General features: G+C 66.4%; 25 protein-coding genes and 2 pseudogenes. 16 read left to right on the forward strand and 11 right to left on the reverse strand.

All coding sequences use genetic code 11. The annotated features are described in order from the left end of the window. Window positions 1–251: 251 nt before the first annotated feature. Entirely contained in the window at window positions 252–557 is a 306-nt protein-coding gene (locus ACFOY6_RS07275) for a hypothetical protein (RefSeq protein WP_379636905.1), read from the reverse strand. Window positions 558–800: 243 nt separating this feature from the next. On the opposite strand from ACFOY6_RS07275, the gene ACFOY6_RS07280 reads away from it, so the two are divergent. After that, entirely contained in the window at window positions 801–1,169 is a 369-nt protein-coding gene (locus tag ACFOY6_RS07280) for a DUF6481 family protein (RefSeq protein ID WP_109519261.1), read from the forward strand. A 54-nt stretch (window positions 1,170–1,223) separates the two neighbouring features. On the opposite strand, the gene ACFOY6_RS07285 is transcribed toward ACFOY6_RS07280, so the two are convergent. Together ACFOY6_RS07285 and ACFOY6_RS07290 are read right to left on the reverse strand one after the other, a co-directional pair. Beyond that, entirely contained in the window at window positions 1,224–1,478 is a 255-nt protein-coding gene (locus tag ACFOY6_RS07285) for a hypothetical protein (protein WP_379636907.1), read from the reverse strand. Window positions 1,479–1,610: 132 nt separating this feature from the next. Beyond that, the gene (locus ACFOY6_RS07290) at window positions 1,611–1,817 is read right to left on the reverse strand and encodes a cold-shock protein (protein ID WP_109519260.1); all 207 of its coding nucleotides are present in this window, start codon (window positions 1,815–1,817) and stop codon (window positions 1,611–1,613) included. 444 nt (window positions 1,818–2,261) lie between these two features. Here ACFOY6_RS07290 and ACFOY6_RS07295 point away from each other — a divergent pair, with 444 nt between their 5' ends. From ACFOY6_RS07295 to ACFOY6_RS07315, 5 genes and pseudogenes are all read left to right on the forward strand, one after another. After that, a complete protein-coding gene (locus tag ACFOY6_RS07295) occupies window positions 2,262–2,516 on the forward strand; it encodes a hypothetical protein (protein ID WP_181378338.1) in 255 nt (84 codons plus the stop codon). After that, window positions 2,504–2,890 (forward strand): hypothetical protein, encoded by a 387-nt coding sequence (locus ACFOY6_RS07300; protein WP_379649860.1) that lies wholly within the window; start codon window positions 2,504–2,506, stop codon window positions 2,888–2,890. Before ACFOY6_RS07295 ends, ACFOY6_RS07300 begins: the two co-directional genes overlap by 13 nt. A gap of 10 nt (window positions 2,891–2,900) precedes the next feature. Continuing rightward, entirely contained in the window at window positions 2,901–3,239 is a 339-nt protein-coding gene (locus ACFOY6_RS07305) for a hypothetical protein (protein ID WP_379649862.1), read from the forward strand. Between the two features lie 116 nt (window positions 3,240–3,355). Then, on the forward strand, window positions 3,356–4,582 hold the full coding sequence (locus ACFOY6_RS07310) for an MFS transporter (protein ID WP_379649864.1): 1,227 nt from the start codon (window positions 3,356–3,358) through the stop codon (window positions 4,580–4,582). A 51-nt stretch (window positions 4,583–4,633) separates the two neighbouring features. Continuing rightward, window positions 4,634–4,852 (forward strand): annotated as a pseudogene (locus ACFOY6_RS07315) (BrnA antitoxin family protein); the annotation flags it as partial. Window positions 4,853–5,299: 447 nt separating this feature from the next. Here ACFOY6_RS07315 and ACFOY6_RS07320 read toward each other — a convergent pair. Both ACFOY6_RS07320 and ACFOY6_RS07325 read right to left on the reverse strand, forming a co-directional pair. After that, window positions 5,300–6,208, reverse strand: a complete 909-nt coding sequence (locus ACFOY6_RS07320) for a polysaccharide deacetylase family protein (protein WP_379637295.1) — start codon at window positions 6,206–6,208, stop codon at window positions 5,300–5,302. A gap of 20 nt (window positions 6,209–6,228) precedes the next feature. Beyond that, on the reverse strand, window positions 6,229–7,251 hold the full coding sequence (locus tag ACFOY6_RS07325; protein WP_379649866.1) for a ketopantoate reductase family protein: 1,023 nt from the start codon (window positions 7,249–7,251) through the stop codon (window positions 6,229–6,231). Window positions 7,252–7,351: 100 nt separating this feature from the next. Between ACFOY6_RS07325 and ACFOY6_RS07330 the strand changes: the two genes are divergently transcribed. The 3 genes from ACFOY6_RS07330 to ACFOY6_RS07340 all read left to right on the forward strand — a co-directional run bounded on the left by ACFOY6_RS07330 (window position 7,352) and on the right by ACFOY6_RS07340 (window position 9,925). Then, on the forward strand, window positions 7,352–8,071 hold the full coding sequence (locus ACFOY6_RS07330) for a GntR family transcriptional regulator (protein WP_379636918.1): 720 nt from the start codon (window positions 7,352–7,354) through the stop codon (window positions 8,069–8,071). After that, window positions 8,068–8,826 carry an SDR family NAD(P)-dependent oxidoreductase gene (locus ACFOY6_RS07335; protein WP_379649868.1) on the forward strand — a complete coding sequence of 253 codons (759 nt, stop codon included), beginning with the start codon at window positions 8,068–8,070 and terminating at the stop codon, window positions 8,824–8,826. The genes ACFOY6_RS07330 and ACFOY6_RS07335 overlap by 4 nt, the downstream gene beginning before the upstream one ends. A gap of 79 nt (window positions 8,827–8,905) precedes the next feature. Further along, window positions 8,906–9,925, forward strand: a complete 1,020-nt coding sequence (locus tag ACFOY6_RS07340; protein ID WP_379649870.1) for a Bug family tripartite tricarboxylate transporter substrate binding protein — start codon at window positions 8,906–8,908, stop codon at window positions 9,923–9,925. 527 nt (window positions 9,926–10,452) lie between these two features. Here ACFOY6_RS07340 and ACFOY6_RS07345 read toward each other — a convergent pair. Beyond that, window positions 10,453–10,894: pseudogene (locus tag ACFOY6_RS07345) on the reverse strand (transposase); the annotation flags it as partial. Window positions 10,895–11,207: 313 nt separating this feature from the next. Continuing rightward, window positions 11,208–11,411 carry a cold-shock protein gene (locus tag ACFOY6_RS07350; RefSeq protein ID WP_109519250.1) on the reverse strand — a complete coding sequence of 68 codons (204 nt, stop codon included), beginning with the start codon at window positions 11,409–11,411 and terminating at the stop codon, window positions 11,208–11,210. 323 nt (window positions 11,412–11,734) lie between these two features. On the opposite strand from ACFOY6_RS07350, the gene hflX reads away from it, so the two are divergent. Next, on the forward strand, window positions 11,735–13,078 hold the full coding sequence (gene hflX, locus ACFOY6_RS07355) for a GTPase HflX (protein WP_379649872.1): 1,344 nt from the start codon (window positions 11,735–11,737) through the stop codon (window positions 13,076–13,078). Window positions 13,079–13,581: 503 nt separating this feature from the next. On the opposite strand, the gene ACFOY6_RS07360 is transcribed toward hflX, so the two are convergent. Beyond that, a complete protein-coding gene (locus ACFOY6_RS07360; protein WP_379636920.1) occupies window positions 13,582–14,157 on the reverse strand; it encodes a hypothetical protein in 576 nt (191 codons plus the stop codon). A 128-nt stretch (window positions 14,158–14,285) separates the two neighbouring features. Between ACFOY6_RS07360 and ACFOY6_RS07365 the strand changes: the two genes are divergently transcribed. Next, window positions 14,286–15,122, forward strand: coding sequence for a LysR family transcriptional regulator (locus ACFOY6_RS07365; RefSeq protein ID WP_379649948.1), 837 nt, complete (start codon window positions 14,286–14,288; stop codon window positions 15,120–15,122). Window positions 15,123–15,509: 387 nt separating this feature from the next. On the opposite strand, the gene ACFOY6_RS07370 is transcribed toward ACFOY6_RS07365, so the two are convergent. The 3 genes from ACFOY6_RS07370 to ACFOY6_RS07380 all read right to left on the reverse strand — a co-directional run bounded on the left by ACFOY6_RS07370 (window position 15,510) and on the right by ACFOY6_RS07380 (window position 17,792). Further along, a complete protein-coding gene (locus ACFOY6_RS07370) occupies window positions 15,510–15,761 on the reverse strand; it encodes a MerR family transcriptional regulator (protein ID WP_379636924.1) in 252 nt (83 codons plus the stop codon). An 859-nt stretch (window positions 15,762–16,620) separates the two neighbouring features. After that, the gene (locus ACFOY6_RS07375; RefSeq protein ID WP_379636926.1) at window positions 16,621–16,962 is read right to left on the reverse strand and encodes a hypothetical protein; all 342 of its coding nucleotides are present in this window, start codon (window positions 16,960–16,962) and stop codon (window positions 16,621–16,623) included. Between the two features lie 29 nt (window positions 16,963–16,991). Further along, entirely contained in the window at window positions 16,992–17,792 is an 801-nt protein-coding gene (locus ACFOY6_RS07380; RefSeq protein ID WP_379636928.1) for a FadR/GntR family transcriptional regulator, read from the reverse strand. A 100-nt stretch (window positions 17,793–17,892) separates the two neighbouring features. Here ACFOY6_RS07380 and ACFOY6_RS07385 point away from each other — a divergent pair, with 100 nt between their 5' ends. The 5 genes from ACFOY6_RS07385 (at window position 17,893) to ACFOY6_RS07405 (ending at window position 22,412) form a co-directional block, all read left to right on the forward strand. Then, complete coding sequence (locus tag ACFOY6_RS07385) at window positions 17,893–18,813, forward strand: NAD(P)-dependent oxidoreductase (protein ID WP_379636930.1); 921 nt, start codon at window positions 17,893–17,895, stop codon at window positions 18,811–18,813. Between the two features lie 31 nt (window positions 18,814–18,844). Then, window positions 18,845–19,843, forward strand: coding sequence for a TRAP transporter substrate-binding protein (locus ACFOY6_RS07390; RefSeq protein ID WP_379649874.1), 999 nt, complete (start codon window positions 18,845–18,847; stop codon window positions 19,841–19,843). A gap of 15 nt (window positions 19,844–19,858) precedes the next feature. Beyond that, on the forward strand, window positions 19,859–21,142 hold the full coding sequence (locus ACFOY6_RS07395) for a TRAP transporter large permease (RefSeq protein ID WP_379649876.1): 1,284 nt from the start codon (window positions 19,859–19,861) through the stop codon (window positions 21,140–21,142). Window position 21,143: 1 nt separating this feature from the next. Further along, window positions 21,144–21,671: a TRAP transporter small permease gene (locus ACFOY6_RS07400; protein WP_379649878.1), complete on the forward strand. Its 528-nt coding sequence runs from the start codon at window positions 21,144–21,146 to the stop codon at window positions 21,669–21,671. A gap of 543 nt (window positions 21,672–22,214) precedes the next feature. Beyond that, entirely contained in the window at window positions 22,215–22,412 is a 198-nt protein-coding gene (locus tag ACFOY6_RS07405) for a type II toxin-antitoxin system ParD family antitoxin (protein ID WP_379636936.1), read from the forward strand. Window position 22,413 lies beyond the last annotated feature (1 nt).

Below are 22,413 nucleotides of genomic sequence, written 5' to 3' on the forward strand. Positions count from 1 at the left end.
ACCTGGTGATCGCGATGGGGGTGGTGGACAATCTCGGCAAGGGCGCGGCCGGCCAGGCGGTGCAGAACGCGAACCTGATCTGCGGCCTGCCGGAAACCGCGGGACTGGAGGGGGCGCCTCTTTGGCCCTGATAACGGCGAACCCTCAGTCAGCTATCAACAAAACCGGCCGGTTTGTGTGCTCGATAGGCTCTGCATGGGCCGGAACAAGGTGTGTGCTGTGGTAGCCACCCTGGTGGGGCGGTGCGATGGTTAACCCGCCTCCTGCGCCTTCCGCACCCCATCCAGCACCGCCTCGTGCGTCGCCAGGATCCGCCGCAACGTGGGTTTGCCTTTGTCGCTCGCTTCAGCGATGCCCTCGTGCATGTCCTCGATCCCCATCGTCATCTGCTCGGCCAAGCCCGAGAGTCGCTCCTGCAACTGCTCATCGTCGTCTTTGAGCTCGGCCGTCCAGATTGCCAGGACGCGAGAGAGTTCGGCGGCAGCGCGCTCGGGTGAAACACCCGCTTGCAACAGCTTGATGAGAGGAGCCAGGTCGGCAGCAGGGGAACGGAGCATGCGGGGGAAGATAGGGAGGCGGACTGTGGGCGGCTAGACCACGAGGGGTTGCCGGGTGGCAATCGCAGTGGGAGCAGCCATCACGGCCATGGTGTCCTGCTGCACATGCGGCAAGACTATACCTTGATATCCTGACAGGCATTCTGTGGAACGGTTCGATCGAGGCCGGATGAACCCGCACGGATCACTGCTGGATCACAAAGATGATTAGGTGTTCTGGCCAATCGCGACTAGAATGGCAGTATGATCTCCCACAAAAGCGATGCTTTCGGCGAACGGCTGACAACAGCAGCCCGGGCGAAGGAGGCTATGCTGGAGCGCTTCCGGGCGCGTCCAGGACCAAACGATCCTGCGGTTGCCGCACAGGCGGCCGCACGCAAGGCCACCAGCGAAGCGCGCGACGCCAGGAATGCCGCTCGCAAGATCGCCTGTGACGCCGAGACCGCGCGTCTCAAGTCTGAGGCGGCGGCAAAGGCTGAGGAGAAGCGGGCTTTGGCTGTTCAACAGGCTTTGGAAGCCGAGGCGGCGGCCAAGCACGCCGCTGAACTGCCGGCACAGCAGAAGGCGGCACGCGACGCGCGGTATGCAGCGCGGAAGGCTCGCCAACGTTGAGCGCCACACCATAAGCTTCAACAACAGAACAGCTTATGGTGTGAAGATCCGCGGCTAGCGGCGCGCCTTGCCTTTCTGCAGCTCCCGCTCAACAGCACTCCGCTCTGTGGATCCAGCGCGGCGCATGATTTCGCGGATAATGGCAGGTGATACCCGGTGCCGCTTCGCGAGGTACAGCACCTCGACCTCCTGATCAGCGTCAGCAACCGGACTGACGCTGTCGGTCTTCATGTTTTTGGATTGCACAAATTGTTCCTGTCGTGCTGCTTGCCCTGAAGCAAGGCCGGTCGGGATGATCGGCGATGACATGACGCGGATTCAGCATGATCGAGCCCGCATCAGAAAAAGCCTCGGATGGACAGGTCCATCCGAGGCTTCAGACCACCACAGCGGAGGCGCTGCGATGGTTGTTCAGGGAGTGGCGCGGCGGCCACTCAACCTTCAGGCGTTGCGAAGATTGCCGGCCGAGACCTTGCCCTGCTGACCCTTCACCAACTCGAACTCCAGCCGGTCGCCTTCACGCGGCTCCTGCAGGCCGGAGCGCTGCACGTCGGAGATGTGCAGGAACACGTCCTTGGAGCCGTCTTCAGGCTGGATGAAGCCAAAGCCCTTGGTGCTGTTGAACCACTTTACGGTGCCGATCGGCATGAGAATATTCCCATCAAAACAGAAAACCACCGAGCACGATTGCGCGGCGGATCATCTTCGCTCTGAAACGGAAACAAGCTCAAAGCCCAAATGGTTGGACAGGAGGAGTAAACCGGAACAACGAAACTGACGCCACTTATCTAGAATGGCGTATGCTATTTTACAAGATTGATTATGACGTGATCCCAAAAGGTTGAGCTTCTCTTTTTGCCCTGTTCTGATCTTTGCAGGTCGATCCAGGAGCAAGACGGCCTCCCCACGGGCGCTGCCGCCCGCGACGCAGCAGGCCATCAGCCCAAGGCTTGGTTTGATGTGCCAGATCAAGCTTCTTCCATGCTACCTGCCATTGTCGGTCGAACGCCCTGAGGTGATATCTTGCATCAGCAGATGGCATGAGACCCCCAGGCACTGCTGGCAGCGGTGCCGCCGATAGGATTAGTTACCATGAGCGATGCGAAGTTTGAGGTCGGCCAGGCCGTAGCCTTTGGTCGAGGCACCGGGGACGCCCACATTCCAGCCGGTGATTTTACCATCACCCGGGTTATGCCGCAGGAGGGCGGCTTCCGGTCCTACAGGGTTCGCGGCAAGGACGGTGTGGAGCGCGTCATGCAAGAGAGCCAGCTGCGGCCCGCATCAGGTTCTGGTGCATCTCAGACGGGGCAGCGGCGGGCAGAAAAAACCGAGGTGTGGCCAACCTGAGCACCGTGAGTACGAGCAAGAAAAGCCCGCTGATCGGCTGGCTTTTCCATCGTCCTGCGCCAGGGATTTGCCCAGATCTCGTCTTCAATAGCCCGCAAGCCGTCTCCTTCAGCCGCGCCACCAATCGCTCAGCCGCCAAACTGGCCGTGAGCCACATGACGTACGACCTGGATGCGGCAATTCCTGATGAACAGCCGGCCAAGGCCGGCTTGGCGAAGGGCTTCGAGGTCAACCTCGACTACACGGCCGAGCCACCCTTCGCAGACATCGCCCAGGCCATTCAAGCCAACCTCGCTTTGATCGGCATCGGTCTGTGCATGAACCCGGGGGGGCAGCCGGCAAGTCGTCAGCCGGACACGCGCCCGGCAGCATGACCTCGCCCAGGTGCAGTGGGGCAGCGACTACTTCGACCCCAACACCAATGCCGAGGCCTTCCTGATCAACACCGACAACTCCGATGATGCCCGGAACAGAACTTCGCCCGGGCGCGCCAACTGGAGCATCCCGGAGATCAGCGCTCGTAACCTGGCTGCCCGAAAGGAGCCTGACGCCGCCAAGCGTGCCGCAATGTATGAGGCGCTACAGCGGGAAGGGCAGCAGACCAGTCCGTTCGTCATGCTGTTCCAGCTGATCGAGAATTCCGTCACCCACGCCGCAGTCACCTGCCTCGACACCGGGCCGATGGGTGATCGGTACCGCTACGCCGGTATCACAAAGGTGTAGCGGCCAGAACCTCACCAGAACGTCGAGCATGTGGCACTGACGTGCTGTGCCTGGTCTGATGACAAGGATGTTGCCATCAGACCGTTGGCACAAGGTTGGGGGAAAAGGGTGCCAAGATGTCTGATGCCGCAGCCGCGCCGTCGCGCGGCGTGCCGTTGTTGACTGTTTTTGCCGAGCCCGATTTCCGTCGCCTCTGGATCGTCGGGCTGGTGATCTTCGGCGTCCGCTGGATCGAAACCATCGCAGTCGGTGTCTTCGTCTACCAGGAGCGCGGCTCGGCCCTGCTGGTCGCCACCATGATGCTGCTGCGGCTGGTGCCGATGGCGCTGCTCGGTGCCTTTCTCGGCGCCTGGGCGGAGCGGATGGAGCGGCGCACTGCGCTGCTGCTGATCGTGCTCGCCTCCTTCGCCACGTCCCTGGCGCTGGGGCTGCTGGCGATTGCGGAGGCGCTGCAGGTCTGGCACCTCGCGGTGGCCAGCCTCATCAACGGCGTCAGCTGGGCGGCGGACAACCCGGTGCGCCGCATGATGCTCGGGCAGGTGGTCGGTGCCGAGCGGATGAGCATCGCCATGTCGGTGGATGTGGGCACCAACAATGCCAGCCGCATGCTGGGCCCAACGCTGGGCGGGGTGCTGCTGGCCACGACCGGCATCCAGGGCCCCTTTCTGCTCAGCGCGCTGTTCTACCTCGTGGCGATCGGCGCGACGCTGCGCCTGACCTACCGCAACGAGGCGCAGGCGCCCTCCGGCGAGGGCGTGCTGGGCCGGGTTGCCGCCGGCGTCAGGCTGGTGCTGGACGACCGCCGGCTGACCGCCATCATGATCGTCACGCTGATCTACAACATCTTCGCCTGGCCGACGACAAGCATGGTGCCCGTGATCGGGCAGGACCGGCTGCTGCTCGGCGCGGAGGGCGTCGGCTTCCTGGCCAGCATGGACGGCGTCGGCGCCTTCTTCGGTGCGCTTCTTATTGCCTGGCTGGCGCGGCCGGACCGCTATGGCCGCCTTTATGTCGGCGGCGTCGCCTCCTATTGCGCGCTGATGGCGCTCTTCGCGCTGCTGCCGCATGTCCTGCCCTCCGGAGTGGCGCTGCTGCTGGCGGGGCTGGGCGGCTCGGGCTTCAGCATCATGCAGACCACGCTGGTGTTTCTCGCCACGCCGCCGGAGATGCGCAGCCGCGTGCTCGGCCTGCTTTCCGTCTGCATCGGCGTCGGGCCGGTCGGCTTCATCCATCTTGGCCTGCTGGCGGATGCGATCGGCGCGCACTACGCCGTGGCGCTTTCCGCCGCCGAGGGCCTGCTGGCACTCTGGCTGACGCGCCGCTGGTGGCGAAGCATTTCCTAGTGCTGGTTTGAAGATACTGGTGTTGCGGCTGATGCCGGCAACCCGGAATGGACCGAGCAGGACCTTGCCGCCGCTCGACCTGCCGCAGAGGTGTTGCCTGCCGCATTCCTCGCCGAGCGGAAGGTGAGGGGTGCCCAGAAGGCGCCGAACAAAGAGATGGTCTCCCTGCGGCCAGACCGTGATGTGCTTGATGCTCTCCGTGCGTCCGGACCCGGATGGCAGAGCCGCGCGAACGCGGCTCTGCGGAAGGCTTCGAAGCTGGCTTCGTGACGGACGGGGAGGGGCCTTCCCGACCCAATCCGCTCAATGCCCGCCGAACTGGTTCCCGGCCAGAGGCGTCCCGGTTTGCAGGCTCATGCGCACCAGATCGCTGGCAGGCATCTGCGCCAGGCGGCTGCCCGTGCCCTACGCCGCGTGCCGGGCCTGCATCCCACCGGGAACCTCGCTTGCCTGCCGGACAGCCATGGCGCCGACAGCCTTACCCGCTGCACCGCCGGTCATGCCCATCACCTGGGCGACCGAATTAAGAAAAGGCTGCCAAGATGTCTGACGCCGCAGCCGCCGTGCCTGCCTCCGGTGCGGCAAGGCACCAGATCGACCGCTGCGGCGCCGAGAGCAGCCAGAGGCTTGGCAGGAAACGATGGGTTATTGATGTGGCCCCGGTCCGGCCTGCTTCGGCATGATCAAATCCGGGACGGTTCCGTTGGTGCGCGGCGATCACACGGCGTTCTGCTTGCACCAGGCGGCCACCTCGGCATGGGTCGCAAACCAGCAATCCCCCTTCGCTTTGGCGGCTGCAATGACCTTTTCCAGGACAGGCATGCGGCTGCGGTGGCCGATGTGGTGCGGGTGCATGGTGAGCAGATAGAGGCCGCCCTCGGCATAAGCCCCCTCCAGCTCCGCCAGGAAGACCTCGGCGACGGCCGAAGGCGGCGTGTAGGGGCGCAGCCCGCCGAAGCGGTTCATGTTGAAGTAGACGGCGTCGTCACGGATCCACTCCGGCGGCAACTCCACGATGCCGGTGGGCTCGCCATTCGCTGTCAGCTCGTAGGGGTCGTCATCGGCCATCAGCGAGCTGTCGTAGAGCAGGCCCATCTCGCGGATGATGTCGAGGGTGCGTGGCGAGAAGTCCCAGCTCGCCGTGCGCATGCCGACGGGCCGCTGGCCGGTGACGCGCTCCAGGGCATCGGCGGCACGGAAGGCGAGGTCGCGCTCGACCTCGTAGGGCAGAGCCGTGTTCCGCTCATGGATCCAGGAGTGGATGCCGATCTCGTGCCCATCCCCGGCCACGCCGCGCGCCTCCTCCGGGTGCAGCATGGCGGAGACGGCGGGATAGAAGAAGGTCGCCTTGACGTTCTCCCGCGCCAGCAGGCTGCGAATGCGCGGCATCGCGGCACGCGCGCCGTACTGGCCCTGGCTGATACGCATCGGGCTTTCATCCGCGTCGCGCAGCGGGATGGTTTCATGGTCGGCATCGAAGGAGAGGGCGACGGCGCAGCGTGCGCCATTCGGCCAGGCACGCGGCCGCAGGTTGCGGCCGGCACGCGCGCGCTCCACCACGCCGCGCCAGACATGCTCCGGCCAGTCCCAGGGTGCGCCGGCGGGATGGTGCTGCGGTTCGGTCATCGTCGTCGTTCCTCCGGGCTTCAGTGCTGCGCGGCGACCCGGGCCAGCGCGTCGGCGGCCTCCGGGCCGATGGCGCGCTCTCCGCGCTCGATCTCGCCGATCAGGCGGACCAGCGCATCGGCGATGGGGGTGGCGAGGCCATGGCGCCGCGCGGCGGCACGCACCGGCGCCAGTTGTGCCGCCACGTCGGTCTGCCGCTTGCGGATGGCGAGGTCACGCCAGATCCCACTGCGCGGCTTGGCGGAGCCGCGGTTGAAGGTTTCCATCCGCTGCATGCAGGCGGCGATGGCCGCGTCGTCGCGCCGGAGGAAGGCAATCGGGTCGAAGCCATCGAAGCCCAGCGGGTCCACGCCCTCCGCCGCGGCCACGGCCAGGATCTCCTGCACCAGGCGGCGGATGAGAAGCTGACGCTCCGGCGCGGCGATGAAATCGGCGATGGTGTCGTTGGTCAGCGCCGAGGCCTTGAGGATGGCGCCATAGCCCGCCTTGCCCCAGAGATAGCCGAAGACGTTGCCGCTCAGCACCGCGTCCTCGTCGAACTCCCGCAGCAGGGCGTGCAGGGCCTCCAGCCGAGGAGTCCGCGCCCCGTCCAGTTCGCCCACCACCACGGCGCCACGCTTGGCATAGGCCAGGTGGCCGGGCGCCAGATAGTCGGCGTAGAAGTTCACGAAGGCGCCGATCGTGCGTTCCCGTCCGACGATCTCGGCGATGGTCAGCTCGTTGAGGCCGTTCTGGCAGGACACCACCGCCCCGTCCTCCGCGAGGTGCGGGGCGAGAGCCCGGGTTGCGGCTTCCGTGTGGTGGGCCTTGACGGCGAGAATGACCAGCCGGTGCCGGCCCCGCACATCCTGGGGCAGAACGGCAGGGCCGCCGGTCATGAAATCGGCGACTGGCCCCTCGATGTGCAGCCTTCCCTCGCGGATCGCGGCCACATGCTCCGGCACCACGTCCACGAAGAGCACTTCATGCCCGGCACGGCGCAGGAAGGCGCCGATCGTGCCGCCGATCGCCCCTGCGCCCCAGATCACCACGGGTTCCGCCATCGGTCATTTCCTCCACCGCTCAGGCTCCCAGTCATCGGGGAGAGCGGAAGGCGGGTCAAGAACTTGACTGTTTGTCATACAATAATTCATCCTGTCCCGGATGGAACCCGTCAACGACAGCATGTCCTTCCAGGTGGCCGCACAGGTCGTCACCCTTCGCTCGGTGCTCAGTGACACCTTGCGCGCCGCCATTGTCTCCGGCCGCTTCGCGCCGGGGCAGAAGCTGGTGGAACGTGAGCTCTGCGCCCTGACAGGGGCGAGCCGCACCTCGGTCCGCGAGGCCCTGCGGCAGCTGGAGGCCGAAGGGCTGGTGACCTTGCGCCCGCATCGTGGCCCCTCGGTCACGGCGGTGACGGCGGAGGATGCGCGCCACCTCTACGGCGTGCGCGGCGTGCTGGTCGGCTACGCCGCCCGGCTCTGCGCGGAGGCCCGCCCGGCGGCGGCGCTCGCCGCCATCGCCGCCGCGACGGTGGCCCTGGAGCAGGGCGCGGAAGCGCAGGACCATCGCGCCATCGTCCGCGCCGGCGACGCTTTCCACGCGGCCATCGGCGAGGGCAGCGGCAATCCGGTGCTGCAGCAGATGCTGGTCTCGGTGCACAACCGGCTGGTGCTGCTGCGCAACCTGTCGATGGCGCTGCCGCACCGGGTGCGGGAGGGGCTGGCGGCCTACGCCGCCATCCGGGACGCCATTGCCGGTGGTCGCGCAGCCGAGGCGGAAGCGCTCTGCGCGGCCCATAACGACGCCGGGGCGGAACTGGCGCTGCGGATCCTGGAACAGGCGGAAGCGAAGAACACCACGCGGGAGAAACGGGCAGGATGACACTGGATTTCAGCGGCAAGGTTGTGGCGGTCACCGGGGCGGCGATGGGCTTCGGCCGCGCCATCGCCAGAAGCTTCGCCGAACGTGGCGCGGAGGTTCACGCGACCGACCTGGATACGGCGGGCCTCCAGCAGACCGCCGCAGGCACGACGATCCGAGCGGCCCCGGCCGACCTGACCGACCGGGCCGCCGCGGCCGGCTGGATCGCGCAGGTGGAACAGTCGGCGGGGCGTGCCATTGACGTGCTGGTCAACAACGCCGGCGGCATGATGGGCCAGCATCACCGCCCGGTGGAGGCGGTGCCGGACGAGGACTGGGACGCCATCATGGCCCTCAACCTCGGCGCCACCTTTGCCACCATCCGCGCCGCTGCCCCGGGCATGAAGCGGGCCGGCGGCGGGCGCATCGTGAACATCAGCTCCGGCGCCGCCTTCCGGCCCTCCCGCACCCGCATCCAGGCCTACTGCACCGCCAAGCACGCGGTCCTGGGATTGACGCGGCAGATGGCCATGGAACTCGGGCCCTACGGCATCACGGTGAACAGCGTGGCGCCCGGCCTGGTGCTGACCGACGCCGGCAAGCTGCACAGCTGGGAGACGCAGGGGGAAGAGCGGCGCGCCGCCGCCCTCTCCGGCATCGCGCTCGGCCGTCTCGGCGAGGCGCAGGACATCGCCGACGCGACGATGTTCTTCGCCTCGGACCTCGCGAAGTTCGTCACCGGGCAGCTCCTGCCCGTCAATGGCGGATCATTCTGACCACCGGCCTGACCACTGGCCGGCGGAACAGCCGGCGGATACGCCCGAAACGCTGCGAACCACGCAGGAGCGAAGAGACATGACCCAGATGAAAAGCGGCCACCCGATGCTTGCGGTACAGCGGCGCGGCCTGATGGCGCTGACAGGTGCCGCATTGATGGCGCCGGCCGTGCTGCGCGCGCAGACCGGCGGCAGCTGGCCGAGCAGGCCGATCACCCTGATTGTTCCCTTCGGGCCCGGAGGTGGCACCGACATCACCATGCGCCTGCTGGCGCCGAAGCTGAGCGAATTGCTGGGGCAGAACGTCATCGTCGAGAACAAGCCGGGAGCGGGCAGCGTCCTCGGCACCGATTTCGTCGCCAAGGCACGGCCGGACGGCTACACCTTCGTGCTGGCCACGCTCTCCTCCACCGGCGTGGCGGCGGGGCTGTACCGGAACCTGCCCTATGACCCGGTGAAGGACCTGACGGCGATCGCGCCCACCAACTTCATTCCCATCTGCCACAGCGTCGTCACCAAGGGGCTTGTGGTGCGCGATACGGCGGATTGGATCGCGCAGCTGAAGGCCAATCCCAACAAATACTCCTATGGCAGCAGCGGCATCGGATCGACCGGGCACCTGGCCTCGGCCAATTTCCTGCAGCGCATCGGTGCCGAGGCTGTGCATGTGCCCTATCGTGGCGCCGGGCAGGTCTTTACCGCGTTGCTCTCCGGCGAGATCCAGTTCAACAGCGACATCCCCAGCCTGATGCTGCCCTATAACCGCGATGGCCAGATGAAGACGCTGTTCGTGGCGACGGACGAACGCTCCAGCATCATGCCGGATGTGCCGACTGCCGCGGAAGTTGGCCTGCCCGGCTACAAGGCCTACTCTTGGTACGGCATTTTCGGACCTGCCGGCCTGCCCAAGCCCATCGTCGAGCGCATGGCGGCGGCGGTGGATGCTGCGCTCGGGGATGCCACGATCGGGCGGCGACTGGAGGAGATGGGTACACCGATGATGCGTGGCTATACGCCAGAACGCTTCGCGCAATATGTGAAGGACGAGGTCGACCTCTGGGTGCCTATCGTTAAAGCTTCCGGGGCTTCGGTCAACTAATCCTGCCTGAGCGCCGCGGGGCTGAGGCCGGTCTCTCAACCTGCTGGATGACACAGCAGGCAGTGACGATGCCAAGGCCCGCGGCTATAGCGCGAACTCGACAGCCGATGCTGTAGCCTCCGGCGGCAGATGAGACTTCGAACTGTCTGCTGCTGCGCGGTATCCGAGAACAGGAACGTGCTTCAGTTCATGACGCTCCGACGCTGACGAGCGTCGGGGGACTGGCTGGATGCGGCCGGTGACGTTCCTCGCGTGGGCTGTGAGCCTATAAGGGCGCAGCTCATGTGGTGAGCCAGGCGAGGCCGAAAGTTGTAGGCGAGATCGGCAATACCGGTCCTCACCCACGCCCTGGCGCGATGATGCGCATGCACAGCCTGGCGTGGCTCCTGTTTCAACCGGACACGGCGCATAGCCACAATCGCCCAGGCTCGCGCCGATGCCGAACAACCCGATGCATGTCTTGCCCCCTGCGCTCATAGCGTCGCCGGCTGGCTGTTGCCGCAAACGGGGGCTTGAGCATAATCTGGTCAGTCTGGTTCATATCCTGCGGCGGTGAAGTGGCTGGCACATTCCTGGGGCGGGAACTGCGGGAGCGCATCTCGGATCATGTCCCAGAGCGCGCCGATGGTGCGGGCGGCAGGAACCGCAGTGTCGCGCCCGCAGCCTGGATGGCTTCCCGGACCGCAGCGCCCCCTGTGGGCGGCCAAGTTGTCGAGGATGACGATGTCACCGGGGCGCAGGGTGGATGTCAGGATCTGCCGGGCATGGGCGGTGAACCATTCGCCTGTCATCGCGCCGTCCAGCACCATCGGCGCGGTCAGGCCAGGCAAGCGCAGCGGTGAAGGTGGTCGTCTTCCAGTAACCGTGAGGCACGGGTGCCCGGCAGCGGGCGCCACGTTTGGAGCGGCCATGGAGCCGCGCCATCTTGGCCGGGGCGCTGGTCTCATCAATGAAGACCAGCCGCCCGGGAATCCCTGTCCGACCCGGTCAGGTCAGATCATGCTCTGCCCTCAACGCCGCCGGCGGCGGCCTGCTGGGTGCTTCTTCCCTGCCTTGAACTGCGTCTTCATCGGGTATGCCGATGTTCAAAAGGCGCTACTCCTCGCCGATAAAGGCAGAGAATTGGCGCATGATCGCTGCTGGGGAAGGTCCAGAGACACAAATCTGCCGAATCCAAAAAACAGAAAAGCCCCGGTCGGGGATCCGACCGGGGCTCGAGGCCCATCAAAGCGCAGGCGCTGCGATGGCTATAGGGGGAGCGGCAAGACTGCCGCTCCTGCCTTCAGGCCTGGCGAAGATTGCCGGCCGAGAGCTTGCCCTGCTGGCCACGCTGAACATCGTACTCGAGCTTGTCGCCCTCACGCACGTCCATGCCAGCGCGCTGCACGTCGGAGATGTGCAGGAAGACATCGTTCGAGCCGTCCTCGGGCTGAATGAAGCCGTAGCCCTTGGTGCTGTTGAACCACTTAACGGTGCCGATAGACATGAGGATATTTCCGATCAAAACGGAAAGCCGCCGAGCAGTATTGCGCGACGGATCATCTTCAATTTGAAACGGAAACAAGCTCATAACCCAAATCAATGGGCAGGACCAGCAAACCGGAACAACGAAACTGACAAATCCTATGTAGAGGATGGTCTTCCGTTTTACAAGTATTATTTTGCGTGCTGTGACAAGGATAAGCTTATCATTTTATCAGGCCTGATCCCTCCTGATTGGCGTCGCTGCGGCGGGCCGCGGCACAAGGCGGACTTCGCACCGTTCCTGGACGTCGAGGATGCGGCCCGATCCATGCTACTGAAGTGCCCATGGAGACCACACCCCCTATCCCCTGCGCCATCCTTGTCGGCATTCAGACCCCGGAGGTCGATGACATCGCGCACCAGGCCAGCCTTGAGGAGCTCGGACGTCTGGTGAAGACGCTGGGCTACAAGGTGGTCGGCACGGTGTCCCAGCGCCGCGAGGGCACCGGCGCCAGTGCCTTGCTGGGCAGCGGCAAGCTGGCGGAACTGGCGGCGCTGACCGGCGGCCCCGGTGTGGTCGCGTCGATGGCGGGCGCCCCAAAATCCAAGGCGTCGCGACGGTCCGAAAACGCAGCTGAAAATGCCGAGCCCGAGCTGGGAGCCAGCAACAAGCCGGAGTTCGTCATCGTCGACCATGAACTCTCGCCCAGCCAGATCCGCAACCTGGAGCGTGCCACCGGCGCCGAGGTGTTGGACCGCACCGGCGTCATCGTTGAGATCTTCCACCGCCATGCCAATACACGTGAGGCGAAGCTGCAGGTGGAGATGGCGCGCCTGAAATATGTCGCGCCCCGCCTGCGGGAATCCTCGGGGGGCGGCGAGCGGCGGCAGGGGCCGGGCGCGGGCGAGAGCACCCTTGATCTTGACCGCCGCAAGATCCGAGACCGGCTGGCGGAGCTGAAGGATCAGCTGGAAGCGGTGCAGCGTGACAGCGACCATCGCCGCTCCGCCCGGCGCGACCAGCTGCGCGTGGCGCTGGTCGGCTACACCAATGCGGGCAAGTCCTCGCTGATGCGGGCGCTGACCGGTAGCGAGGTGCTGGTGGAGGACAAGCTGTTCGCCACCCTGGACACCACCATCCGCATCCTGCAGCCGGAAACCCGGCCACGCGTGCTCGTTTCCGACACGGTGGGCTTCATCAAGCAATTGCCGCATGACTTGGTCGCCTCGTTCCGCTCCACCCTGACGGAGGCTCTGGAGGCTTCGCTGCTGCTCTTCGTGGTCGATGCGTCGGACCCGACCTATGAGGCGCAGCTGGAGGTCACCCGCAGCGTGCTGCGTGAGATCGGCGCGGAGACCGTGCCGTCCCGGCTGGTGCTGAACAAGATGGATCGCGTGGACAATGTCAGGCGCGCCGCCCTGGCCGAGAAACATCCCGATGCGGTCCTGCTCTCTGCCCACAGGCCCGAGGATGTCAGTGCGCTGCGGGACATCATCATCGCCTTCTTTGAGGCGGCTATGGTGGAGGATGTGCTGGTGCTGCCCTATGCCACCCAGGGCCTGATCGGCGAGGTCTATGACAGCGTGCGGGTCTTGTCCGAAGAATATGACGAAGCCGGCCGGGTGCTGAAGGTGCGCGGTCTGCCTGGCGCGCTGGCACGGCTGCGGCGGAGCTTGGCCACACCCTGAGCCTGGAAACCTTTAGCCAAGTGAGCCTGCGTCACTGCAGATGGTGATCTTCCCCTGATTTGATGGACAGGAATCAGGCGGCAGCGTTCTCCATCTGCTCGTGGGTTCTGTAGCCCAGGTTTTGAAAGGCGCTGTAACTCAGGCTTCCGGCACAGCAATGCGCTGTTAGTTTGCCGACCCTGAAAGAGGGGAGCATTTCTGCTCCCCTTTTCTGCGGCCAGTGATCAGTATCGGTTTCTAGGCGCAGTAAGCGCACCACCTGCTGCGCCAAGACCGCCACCAACAAGTGCGCCTGTGCCTGCGCTGCCGCCGGTTAGAGCTCCAACACCAGCGCCGGCACCCGCTCCCAGCAATCCGCCAGACACAGCACGTCCACCAGGGCTATCACCACACGCTGCCAGCCCGAACACCAATACGCCAACACCCGCAAGCTTGATGACGCTGCGCATTGTGCTGATCCTCCCTTGTTGTGTGTCAGCACAGCGATAACAGCGCCCCTTCAGCTAGGTTGCTGGGACAATGCCAAAAAATGACACCCCGGTCCCCCTCCTAGGCTTTAAGTGAACGCACGGACCGGTGAGCAGCGGCAAGATCACCAAATTTAATGCGGTTGGACACTCCGAAGAATTCATCGGTGCGCCCGATCGGAGGCAATCTCGGGCGCGGAGCCAAGTCAGGCGGCTGACGCTGTGGATGAGATTGGCCATGCCGGTCTTCACCCGCACCCGGGCGATGCCGATGGTGCGGACGAAGAGCGCCATGCGGTGCTTCTGCGCGGCGAAGACATGCTCGATGCCGGAGCGGATCCAGGCGCGCGACGCATTGGCTTTCGCCAGCCGCTTGGAGAGTGAACGCCGCAGGGGATGGCGGAACTGGATGCGTTCACGCAGCCGACGGCGTTCCAGGGTCTCCAGATTGCGCCTCGCCCGGTAGGCGGTGTCTGTCCAGACATGGCTGGCGGCGTTCTCAGGATCAAGCACGCCAGCAAAGCTACGGCTGTCCTGGTGAGCCGCATCGATCACCGTCCAGCAGCGGATCAGGGCATGTAGCCGGTCGATGCCGATATGGCTCTTGTACACGAAAACAGGCGCCGCGATCTGGATGGTTTGGCGCGGCGCACCCTCGGGTCCCGGATGCGCTCCTGGACCAGTTGCTGGCTAGTGCTGATGCCAGGACACCTTTGAGCAGGGCGGCCTGACCAGCCCCCATCAACTGGTCCGGGCAAGATTTTAGTGGAGCATGGTCAGAGGCGCCGGCGCCGAGCCATGCCATGCGGGCCCTGGAGGGCAGGCTGGGCATCCGCCTGCTGGACCGCACCACCCGCTCACTCTCGCCGACTTCTGCGGGTGAGCAACTCCTGCTGCGGCTGCGCCCGGCCCTGGCCTCCGTGGAGGACATGCTGGCCGAGCTGGACCAGGCGCGCGACCGGCCGATGGGTCGGGTCCGCATCAATGCGCATCGGCCAGCTGCCGTGCATGTGGTCCTGCCCCGCCTGGCGACGCTGGCGCAGCGCTACCCGGAGGTGACGGTGGAACCGGTCATCAACGACGGGCTCGTCGACATCGTGGCCGAGCGGTTCGATTGCGGCGTGCGGCACGCGGGCGGGCTACAGGGCGACATGATCCCGGTGCGGATCAGCGAGCCCATGGAACTCGTTTTCGCGGCGGCACCAGCCTATCTTGCCTCGCACGGTGTGCCTGCAACGCCGGATGACCTCGGCGCACATCGCTGCATCAGTTGCCGCCACACTTCGTCGGGGGCGCTCCACCGCTGGGATTTCGTGCGCGACGGCGAGATGTTCGGGCGTGCGGTCCCCGAGACCTTCATTACCAACGATGTCGACCTGATGCGTGGCGCGGCACTGTCCGGGCTTGGAATCGTATGTCTGCTGCGTCTCCAGGCTGCCCCGTATCTCGGCGCCGGGTCGCTGGCTCAGGTGCTACCGGGATGGGCACCGGTATTGGCGGCCAACCACCTCTATTACCCAAGCCGCCGCCAGCCGGGCGCTGCATTCCGTGCCTTCCTGGAGGTCATGCAGGCCTGACCGCGAAGCCCCGAGATCTGGGCGGGTTCCAGCAGCCGTGGCAGAAACCGTCACCTCGGTCCGTCGAAGCGGAGTGCGCCATATCCGCCTACCGGAAGGGCGGCGCATGCAGCCGGCGACCGGGATGGGCGCATAGCGACCAATCACGGCCCGTGTCGGCCGGCAGCCCGACGGGCACTCTGCCCCAAACCTAGCCGAATCTTGCCTGATGAGGTTCTGCGCTGCCAATTTCCCTCTAGCAGGAATGTATTAATTATGAGAATAGGATCGAAATAATATCCACCGCAACTGGCGGCCTGCCCCCGATCCCAGCAGGCCGCCACCTTTTTCCGCCGGCTTATCGGGCATGTGTTGGTTCTGCCATGAAGCGGCGGGCGGGCCTGCCAGTCAGTCCAGAAAGTGCGGATCGTGCCTGAGGCGCTGCGCGCGGCTGCGACGGATCACCGGCACCGGATGGCGGGCGAACACAGCGCGCACTTCAGCAGCGATCCTCTGCATCCACGCCGTGATCTCGGGTGGGATGCCGCTTGTTCCGCAGGACCAGCGCCTGACGGTGATCTGCTCCACCCCCAGGACACGAGCCACCTCTGCCGGCTTCCAATGGAGATCGGCCAGGTACTGCCGGAACTCTGCAGGCATCAGACGAGATGTACAGCCGGCCGCGCGCTATAGCGCTGCGCAGCCACCAGAGGCGGTTTACCAATCGTCCAAAAAATAAGATTAATATTTTAATAACAAACCATTGAAGTCTGACGACACAACTCTGGATTGCGCGTCACCAGCTCTGCCTTGAGTATTGTGAGGGCGCCGAACCGGCGCAGCGATCCAGCGAATGCCAGGACGTCATGCTTCCATGCCGTATTCACTCTATGAAATACGCCCTTGTCCCGATGGCTTGATGGACGAAGCCTGGCACGGCAGCCCATTCCAGGGCCCCTGCTGGGTCATCACGACATCTCCCACGCGTGCCCGCTTCTGGGCCGCAGGCGCTTTCACGAAGTCCCTGGCTGAACCAGCCGGTGCGGCAACACCCTCGCCCTGGCTGCGGCCCTCCCTGGTCAGCGTCTACGAGCGAGAGCGATGCGCGGCAGCAGATCCCCGGCAGGAGGGTATTGTCCTGGTGCAGGATCGGACCGGCTCTGAAGTGCTGCACTCTTCGATGAGTGTCAGCTCTTGGGTCGTCCAAGCAGCCTCTTCTGCGCAAGCCGGTCGCGACAGGCAGGCCAGTTTGTGCCTGGTGATCTCGCAGACCCTGGCTTTGACAGGAGCAGCTCCTCCAGCGCGACGCCCGCACCCCTTCAAGGCATACAGTGACCGCCAGACCGGCCTTCGTATCACCCTGGCGGGCTGCGATCTGTTCGTCTGAAATCCACCCCGCCGGAGTGCTCCCCCTGCAATTACCCAGGCCTCCTGGCCTCTCTTCCTGCAGGCCAGTTCGCAGTGACCATCAGGCTGGAGAGCGGCTGCCCTTCGCTGCCCCTCTGAATCCGGGCGGTGTTTAATGGGCGAACGACATTTCGCACCCACCGATGCGCCAGGGCGTTGAGGGCCTGCACACGGCGCTTCCAGGCCTCGCGCCAGCCAGTGCCGGGCGCGCTGGCGCGCGGCGCTCTTCCCAGCCTGCCTGCACGGCCTCCGGCGGCGGCAGTACCGCCTCCAGCAGCTCCAGCACCACCACGCCGCGCTGGACGTCGTGGCGGTGCTCCAGGTACCCGGCCGCGCGCAGCTGGTGGTAGGCGTGCTGGATTGCGCGGCGCGTGTAGCCGAGCTGGGTGGCCGGCGAGGCAGTCAGGGTGAGCAGGCGCCCGGCCCGGTCAGCCAGTGAGCGCGCCAGCAGCACCGGGAGCGCGCAGCCGCGCAGATGGGTTATCAGATATCAGCCAAATCGGCGCGGGCCACCAAACGGGCTGCGGCGGCCGTGAAATGGCGCCGCGCACTGCTGCGTGCGGCTTCCGCATCACCGGCGGCGATGGCGGCATGAACCGCAATGTGCTCGGCCAGGACCGCGCCGCCAAGCTCCACCGCCATGGCGTTCTTCACCACCACGGAGGACAGGTGCATGCTTATCTGCACCGACATCATCTCAAGGAACACCCGGACGTGCTCGTTCCCTGCCGCTGAGGCAATGGCAGCGTAGAAGGCATTCTCCGCCGCAACCCAGTCGGCGGCGCCGTCCCGACCACGCGCATCGGCGGCGACCAGGTTTGCGAGTTCCGCCTCCATCGCTTGCAGGTCGGCGGGGCGCCGGTGCAGCGCGGCGAGGGCAGCGGCATCGGCCTCCAGCCCGGTGCGCATCTCCAGCAGCTTCGCCAGTTCCTGCCGCTTGGCGAAGCAGGCCGGCGAGATGCGGAAAACGCCGGAACGGGCCGGATCGGCGACAAAGGCGCCGCGTCCCTGCTGCTTCTCGACAAGCCCTTCCTGCTGCAGACGGGAGATCGCCTCGCGCACCACAGGGCGGCTGACGCCGAACTCGCTGGCGAGCTGCTGCTCGCCCGGCAGGCGATCCCCGGGCCCCAGGCGTCCGGCGCGTATCGCCTGTGTCAGTTCACCGGCCACGGCCTCCGGTAGGGTCGGGCCACGGCGGCGCAGAGACGGGAAGGAGGTTCGGGTCACGTAGTATCCCATGCGATGGAGGATCTGGCGGCCCGATGCCATCAAGGCGTCGCGCATCGCAAATCCACTTGTAAGACATCTTACGGTGTGCTGACGTCCACGCCAAGCACGACTGTTCCGGGCTTCAGGAGCAGAGCAGGGGAGGGTGACGGCAGGCATGTCCGACGACGCGCGCAGCATCGGCTTCATTGGACTGGGTGGCATGGGCGGCGGGCTGGTCCGCAACCTGCTGCGCAAGGGCCGCCAGGTCATGGTGGCCGACCGGCGCGAGGAAGCCGTGGCGCAACATGTGGCGCTCGGGGCGACTGCGGCCCCCTCGCTGGCCGCGATGGCCACCGCAGCCGACATCCTCGCCATCTGCGTCAACACCGCCGAGGATGTGGAGGCGCTGTCGCTCGGCCCTGACGGGCTGCTGGCGGCGATGCGCCCCGGCAGCATCCTGCTGGACCACACGACCACCAACCCGGAGGCGGTGCGGCGGATGAGCGAGGCGGCCGCCGGGCGCGGCATCGCCTATGCCGAAGCGCCGATGACCCGCACCCCTGTCCATGCCGAGCAGGGCTGCGTCAACGTGCTGTTCGGCGGCGAGGCGGCGCTGCTGGACTCGCTGCGGCCGGTCTTCGCGCTTTACGCCGAGAACGTGTTCCATATCGGCCCCGTCGGCCACGCCATCCGTCTGAAGCTGATCCACAACTACGTGGCCTTCGCCAATGTCGCCGCCTGGTGCGAGGGCTTTGCGCTGGCCGCCAAGGACGGACTGGATCTGGGGCGCGCGGTCGAGATCATCTCCGCCGCCGGCGGCCGCAGCGGCATGCTCGACCTCTACGGCCGCAAGACCCTGTCGCGCGACTTCAACCCCGGCATCAGCATCGCACTGGCCCGGAAGGACGTGAAGTACTACGCGCGCTGGCTGGAGAGCGCCGGCCTCCCGGGCTTCATGGCGGACAGCATCCACCAGACCTACGCGATGGCCGAGGCGCTGGGCTTCTCCGAGGAGAACTGCGCGGCCGTCATCAAGGCTTACGAACATTTCACCGGCATCGAGGCGACGCTGCCGGATGGCGCGAAAGCCGGCTGAGACCGGCCGCATCGAAGGGGAGTCCAAGGCAATGAACACCAACCGTCGCGCGCTGCTGCTGGGCAGCGCGGTGCTGGCCGCACCGGCCCTGCTTGGCCGCTCGGCCGCCGCCGCCACCACGCTGAAGCTGGCGCACCTCGCCGCCGACAGCCATCCCGGCCACAAGGCGGCGCTGCAGATGAAGGAGGCGGTCGAGCGCCGCTCCGACGGCGCCCTGAAGATCGACATCTTCCCGTCGAACCAGCTTGGCGCGCCACCCGAGCAGCTCGAGCAGACCAAGCTGGGCGTCATCGACATGAACCTGCCCACGCAGGGGGCGCTCGACAAGTACGAGAAGGCCTTCGCAACCGTGATGGCGCCCTTCATCTTCCGTGATCCGGCGCACGCCTTCGCCGTGCTGGATGGCGCTTTCGCGGAGTGGAGCGCGCCACTGCTGGAGAAGCAGGGCCTGGTGCAGCTCGCCACCTGGGACTATGGCTTCCGCAACATCACCAACTCGCGCCGGCCGATCCTGACGCCGGACGACGTCAAGGGACTGCGCATCCGCACGCCGCCCGAGGTGCAACTGGTCGCCTGCATCGAGGCGCTGGGCGGCCGCGCCACGCAGATCGCCTTCACCGAACTTCCCAGCGCGCTGAACCAGGGCGTGGTGGACGGGCAGGAGAACCCGGTCGGCGTCATCTGGCACATGAAGTTGCACGAGACGCAGCCGCACCTGGCGCTGACGCGGCACTGCTACAACAGCCTGGTGCATGTGATGAACCGCGGCCGCTGGCAGAAGCTCGACAAGAAGCAGCAGGAGCTTCTGCGCGAGGAAAGCGCCAACGCCGCGGCGCTGATGCGCCGCCTGGTGGCGGAGCAGGAGACGGAGGAGCTGCGCAAGCTGGAGGCGGCCGGCGTCAGGATCACCCGGCCCGAGCTGGAGCCGTTCCGCGCCGCGATGGGCCCGGCCTATGACCGCGTCGCCGCCTATGCGGGCCGCGCCAACATGGACCGGATGCTGAAAATTGTGCAGAGCGCCAGGGCCTGAGGCAGGGGCGCCGCCATGACCGCCTTCCTCATCCTCGGTGCCGTGGTGGCGCTGATCGCGCTGGGCCTGCCTGTGGCGGTCGCCATCGGCGGCACCGGCATCGTCCTCTACCTGCTGGCCGACCAGGCCATGGTGCTGCCGATGCTGCCGCAGCGCATGTACGCGGCCGGCACCAGCTTCACCCTGCTCGCCATCCCCTTCTTCGTCATGGCGGGCACCATCATGAACACCGCCGGCATCACCGACCGGCTGTTCCGGCTGGCCAGCGTGATGGTCGGGCGGATGCGGGGCGGGCTCGGCCAGGTGAACGTGCTGGCCAGCCTGCTCTTCTCCGGCATGTCCGGCGCTGCGGTGGCCGATGCCGCAGGCCTCGGCCAGGTCGAGATCCGTGCCATGCAGAAGAGCGGCTACGGCCTCGGCTTCTCGGCCGCCGTCACCGCCGCCTCCTCCACCATCGGGCCCATCTTTCCGCCCAGCGTGCCCTTCGTCATCTATGGCGGCATCACCGGGGTCTCGGTGGTGCAGTTGTTCCTGGCGGGCGTCGTGCCGGGTCTGCTGATGACGGCGGTGATGATGGTCGTCGTCGCCGTCACCGCGCGGCTGCGCAACTACCCGCGTGAGGCACGGCCGACCCTGCGGGAGGCAACCGTCGCGGTGCTGGGCGGCGTGCTGCCGCTCGGTGCCCCGGCGCTGCTGATCGGCGGCCTGCTCGGCGGCCTGTTCACGCCGACCGAGGCCGGCGTGGTCGCCTGCGCCTATGCATTGTTCCTCGGCATGGTGGTGTACCGGGAGATCACCTGGCGCCACCTCCCGGGCATCCTGTGGTCCACCGCGCGCTCCACGGCCGTCATCATGTTCGTCATCGCGGCCTCCGGCTTCTTCGGCTGGATGCTGACGCACCAGCGGGTGCCGGACGCGCTGGTCTCCGGCCTGCTCTCCGTGGCCGATGGCCCCATGGCGGCCACCATGCTGATGCTGGCAGTGCTGCTCGTGCTCGGCATGTTCATCGAGGGCGTGGCCATCATCGTCATCACCACGCCCTTGTTCATGCCGGTGGTGCAGCATTTCGGCATCGACCCGCTGCAGTTCGGCGTCATGCTGGTACTGACGACGGCGATCGGCCTGCTGACGCCACCTGTGGGCATGGTGCTGTTCGCCATCTGCACCGTCTGCCGTGTCCGCATGGGGGAGCTGGTGGCGGAGCTCTGGCCTTACCTGCTGGGAATCCTTGTCGTGACCCTACTGGTCGCTTTCATCCCCGCGGTCTCTACCCTGCTGCCGCATTACTGGGCCCGCTGACATGGAACAGCTCAAGACGATCGACCGCGGCATCGGCTTCGCGCTGCGCTTCCTGGCTGCGGGGGCGCTGGCGCTGCTCATGCTGCTCGTCGCGGCGAACATCCTTGGCCGCGCCGCCGGCATGGCCGAGATCGCCTGGGTGGGGGAGGGGGTGGAGTTCCTCTTCGCCTGGATGGTCTTCCTGGGCGCCGCCGAGCTGTGGCGGGAGGGTGGGCACTTCGCCGTCGACGTGCTGCTGCAGGCGTTGCCGCAAGGCCTCGCTCGCCGGGTGCTGCGCCTGCTCGTCACGCTGTGCTGCCTGGCCTTCGCGCTGATCCTGGGCTGGTACGGCCTGAACCTGGCGCTGGACGCCAGTGCCACCTCGCCGATTCTCGAGCTGCCGGTCGCTGCCTGGTACGCTGCCATCCCTGTCAGCGCCGCGCTGATGACGCTGGCCTCCCTGCGCGATCTCGTCCTGCTGGTCATCGAGCCTGCGGCCGAGGGGCACCCTGCCGACGTTCCTGTTCAGGAGACGGCTTCGAAATGCTGATCGACCATCGGACCTGCATCTGCCGCCCTGGCGCCACCCGCAGGCACCTTGCCTTCCACGGAAAGCGGGGCTGAAGGGTGGCAGCGCCGCTGCCCCGGAGAGCCGCTGGCATACGACCGGGACCAGCCCGGGACCAGCAATGTGAAGAGCTGCGCCCACATCCGGGCTTATGAGGACGCCGCCGACCGGGCAACGGAACGCCGATCATCCGGCGCCGGCTGGTCCACCCACCGCCGGGCGCTCCAGCCCCTGGCCCGGAGCGACAGCCCTTCTTCGGCATAGAGCCGATGGCCTTCTTCGGCACAGAGCCGGTGGCCGCCCTTCCGGTCCTCCGGCCAGCCTTCCCGCCGGAGCGGCACGGGCAGGCGCCGCTAGCCGGACCAGGGCCGCGGCCGGCCGCTGAGCCCGGGAGAGTAGCGTCCCGAGTGGAGCGGTTTCGAGGGCCAGGACCACATTCGTCACCCCCAAAGCCGGGGGGAGCCGCCATGCTCGGCAGCGCCTATCAATCTTTGACATTCCGCCTGAATTATCATTCCTTGCCGCATGCCTCGCCAGATCTGCAAGAACGTCTCCATCACTCCGGCCATGGACCGCTTCATCCTGGAGCGGGTCTCCTCCGGCCGCTATCAGAACGCCAGCGAGGTCGTTCGGGCAGCGCTCCGGGTCCTGGAACGGGAGGAGGCCGTCGAGCAGGAGCGGCTCCTGAGGCTTGCAGCCTGCCCGGCCGAGATGGAGCGCTAGA

Origin of the sequence: Teichococcus aestuarii, assembly GCF_042651065.1 — a bacterium.
In the GTDB taxonomy this organism is placed as follows: domain Bacteria; phylum Pseudomonadota; class Alphaproteobacteria; order Acetobacterales; family Acetobacteraceae; genus Pseudoroseomonas; species Pseudoroseomonas aestuarii.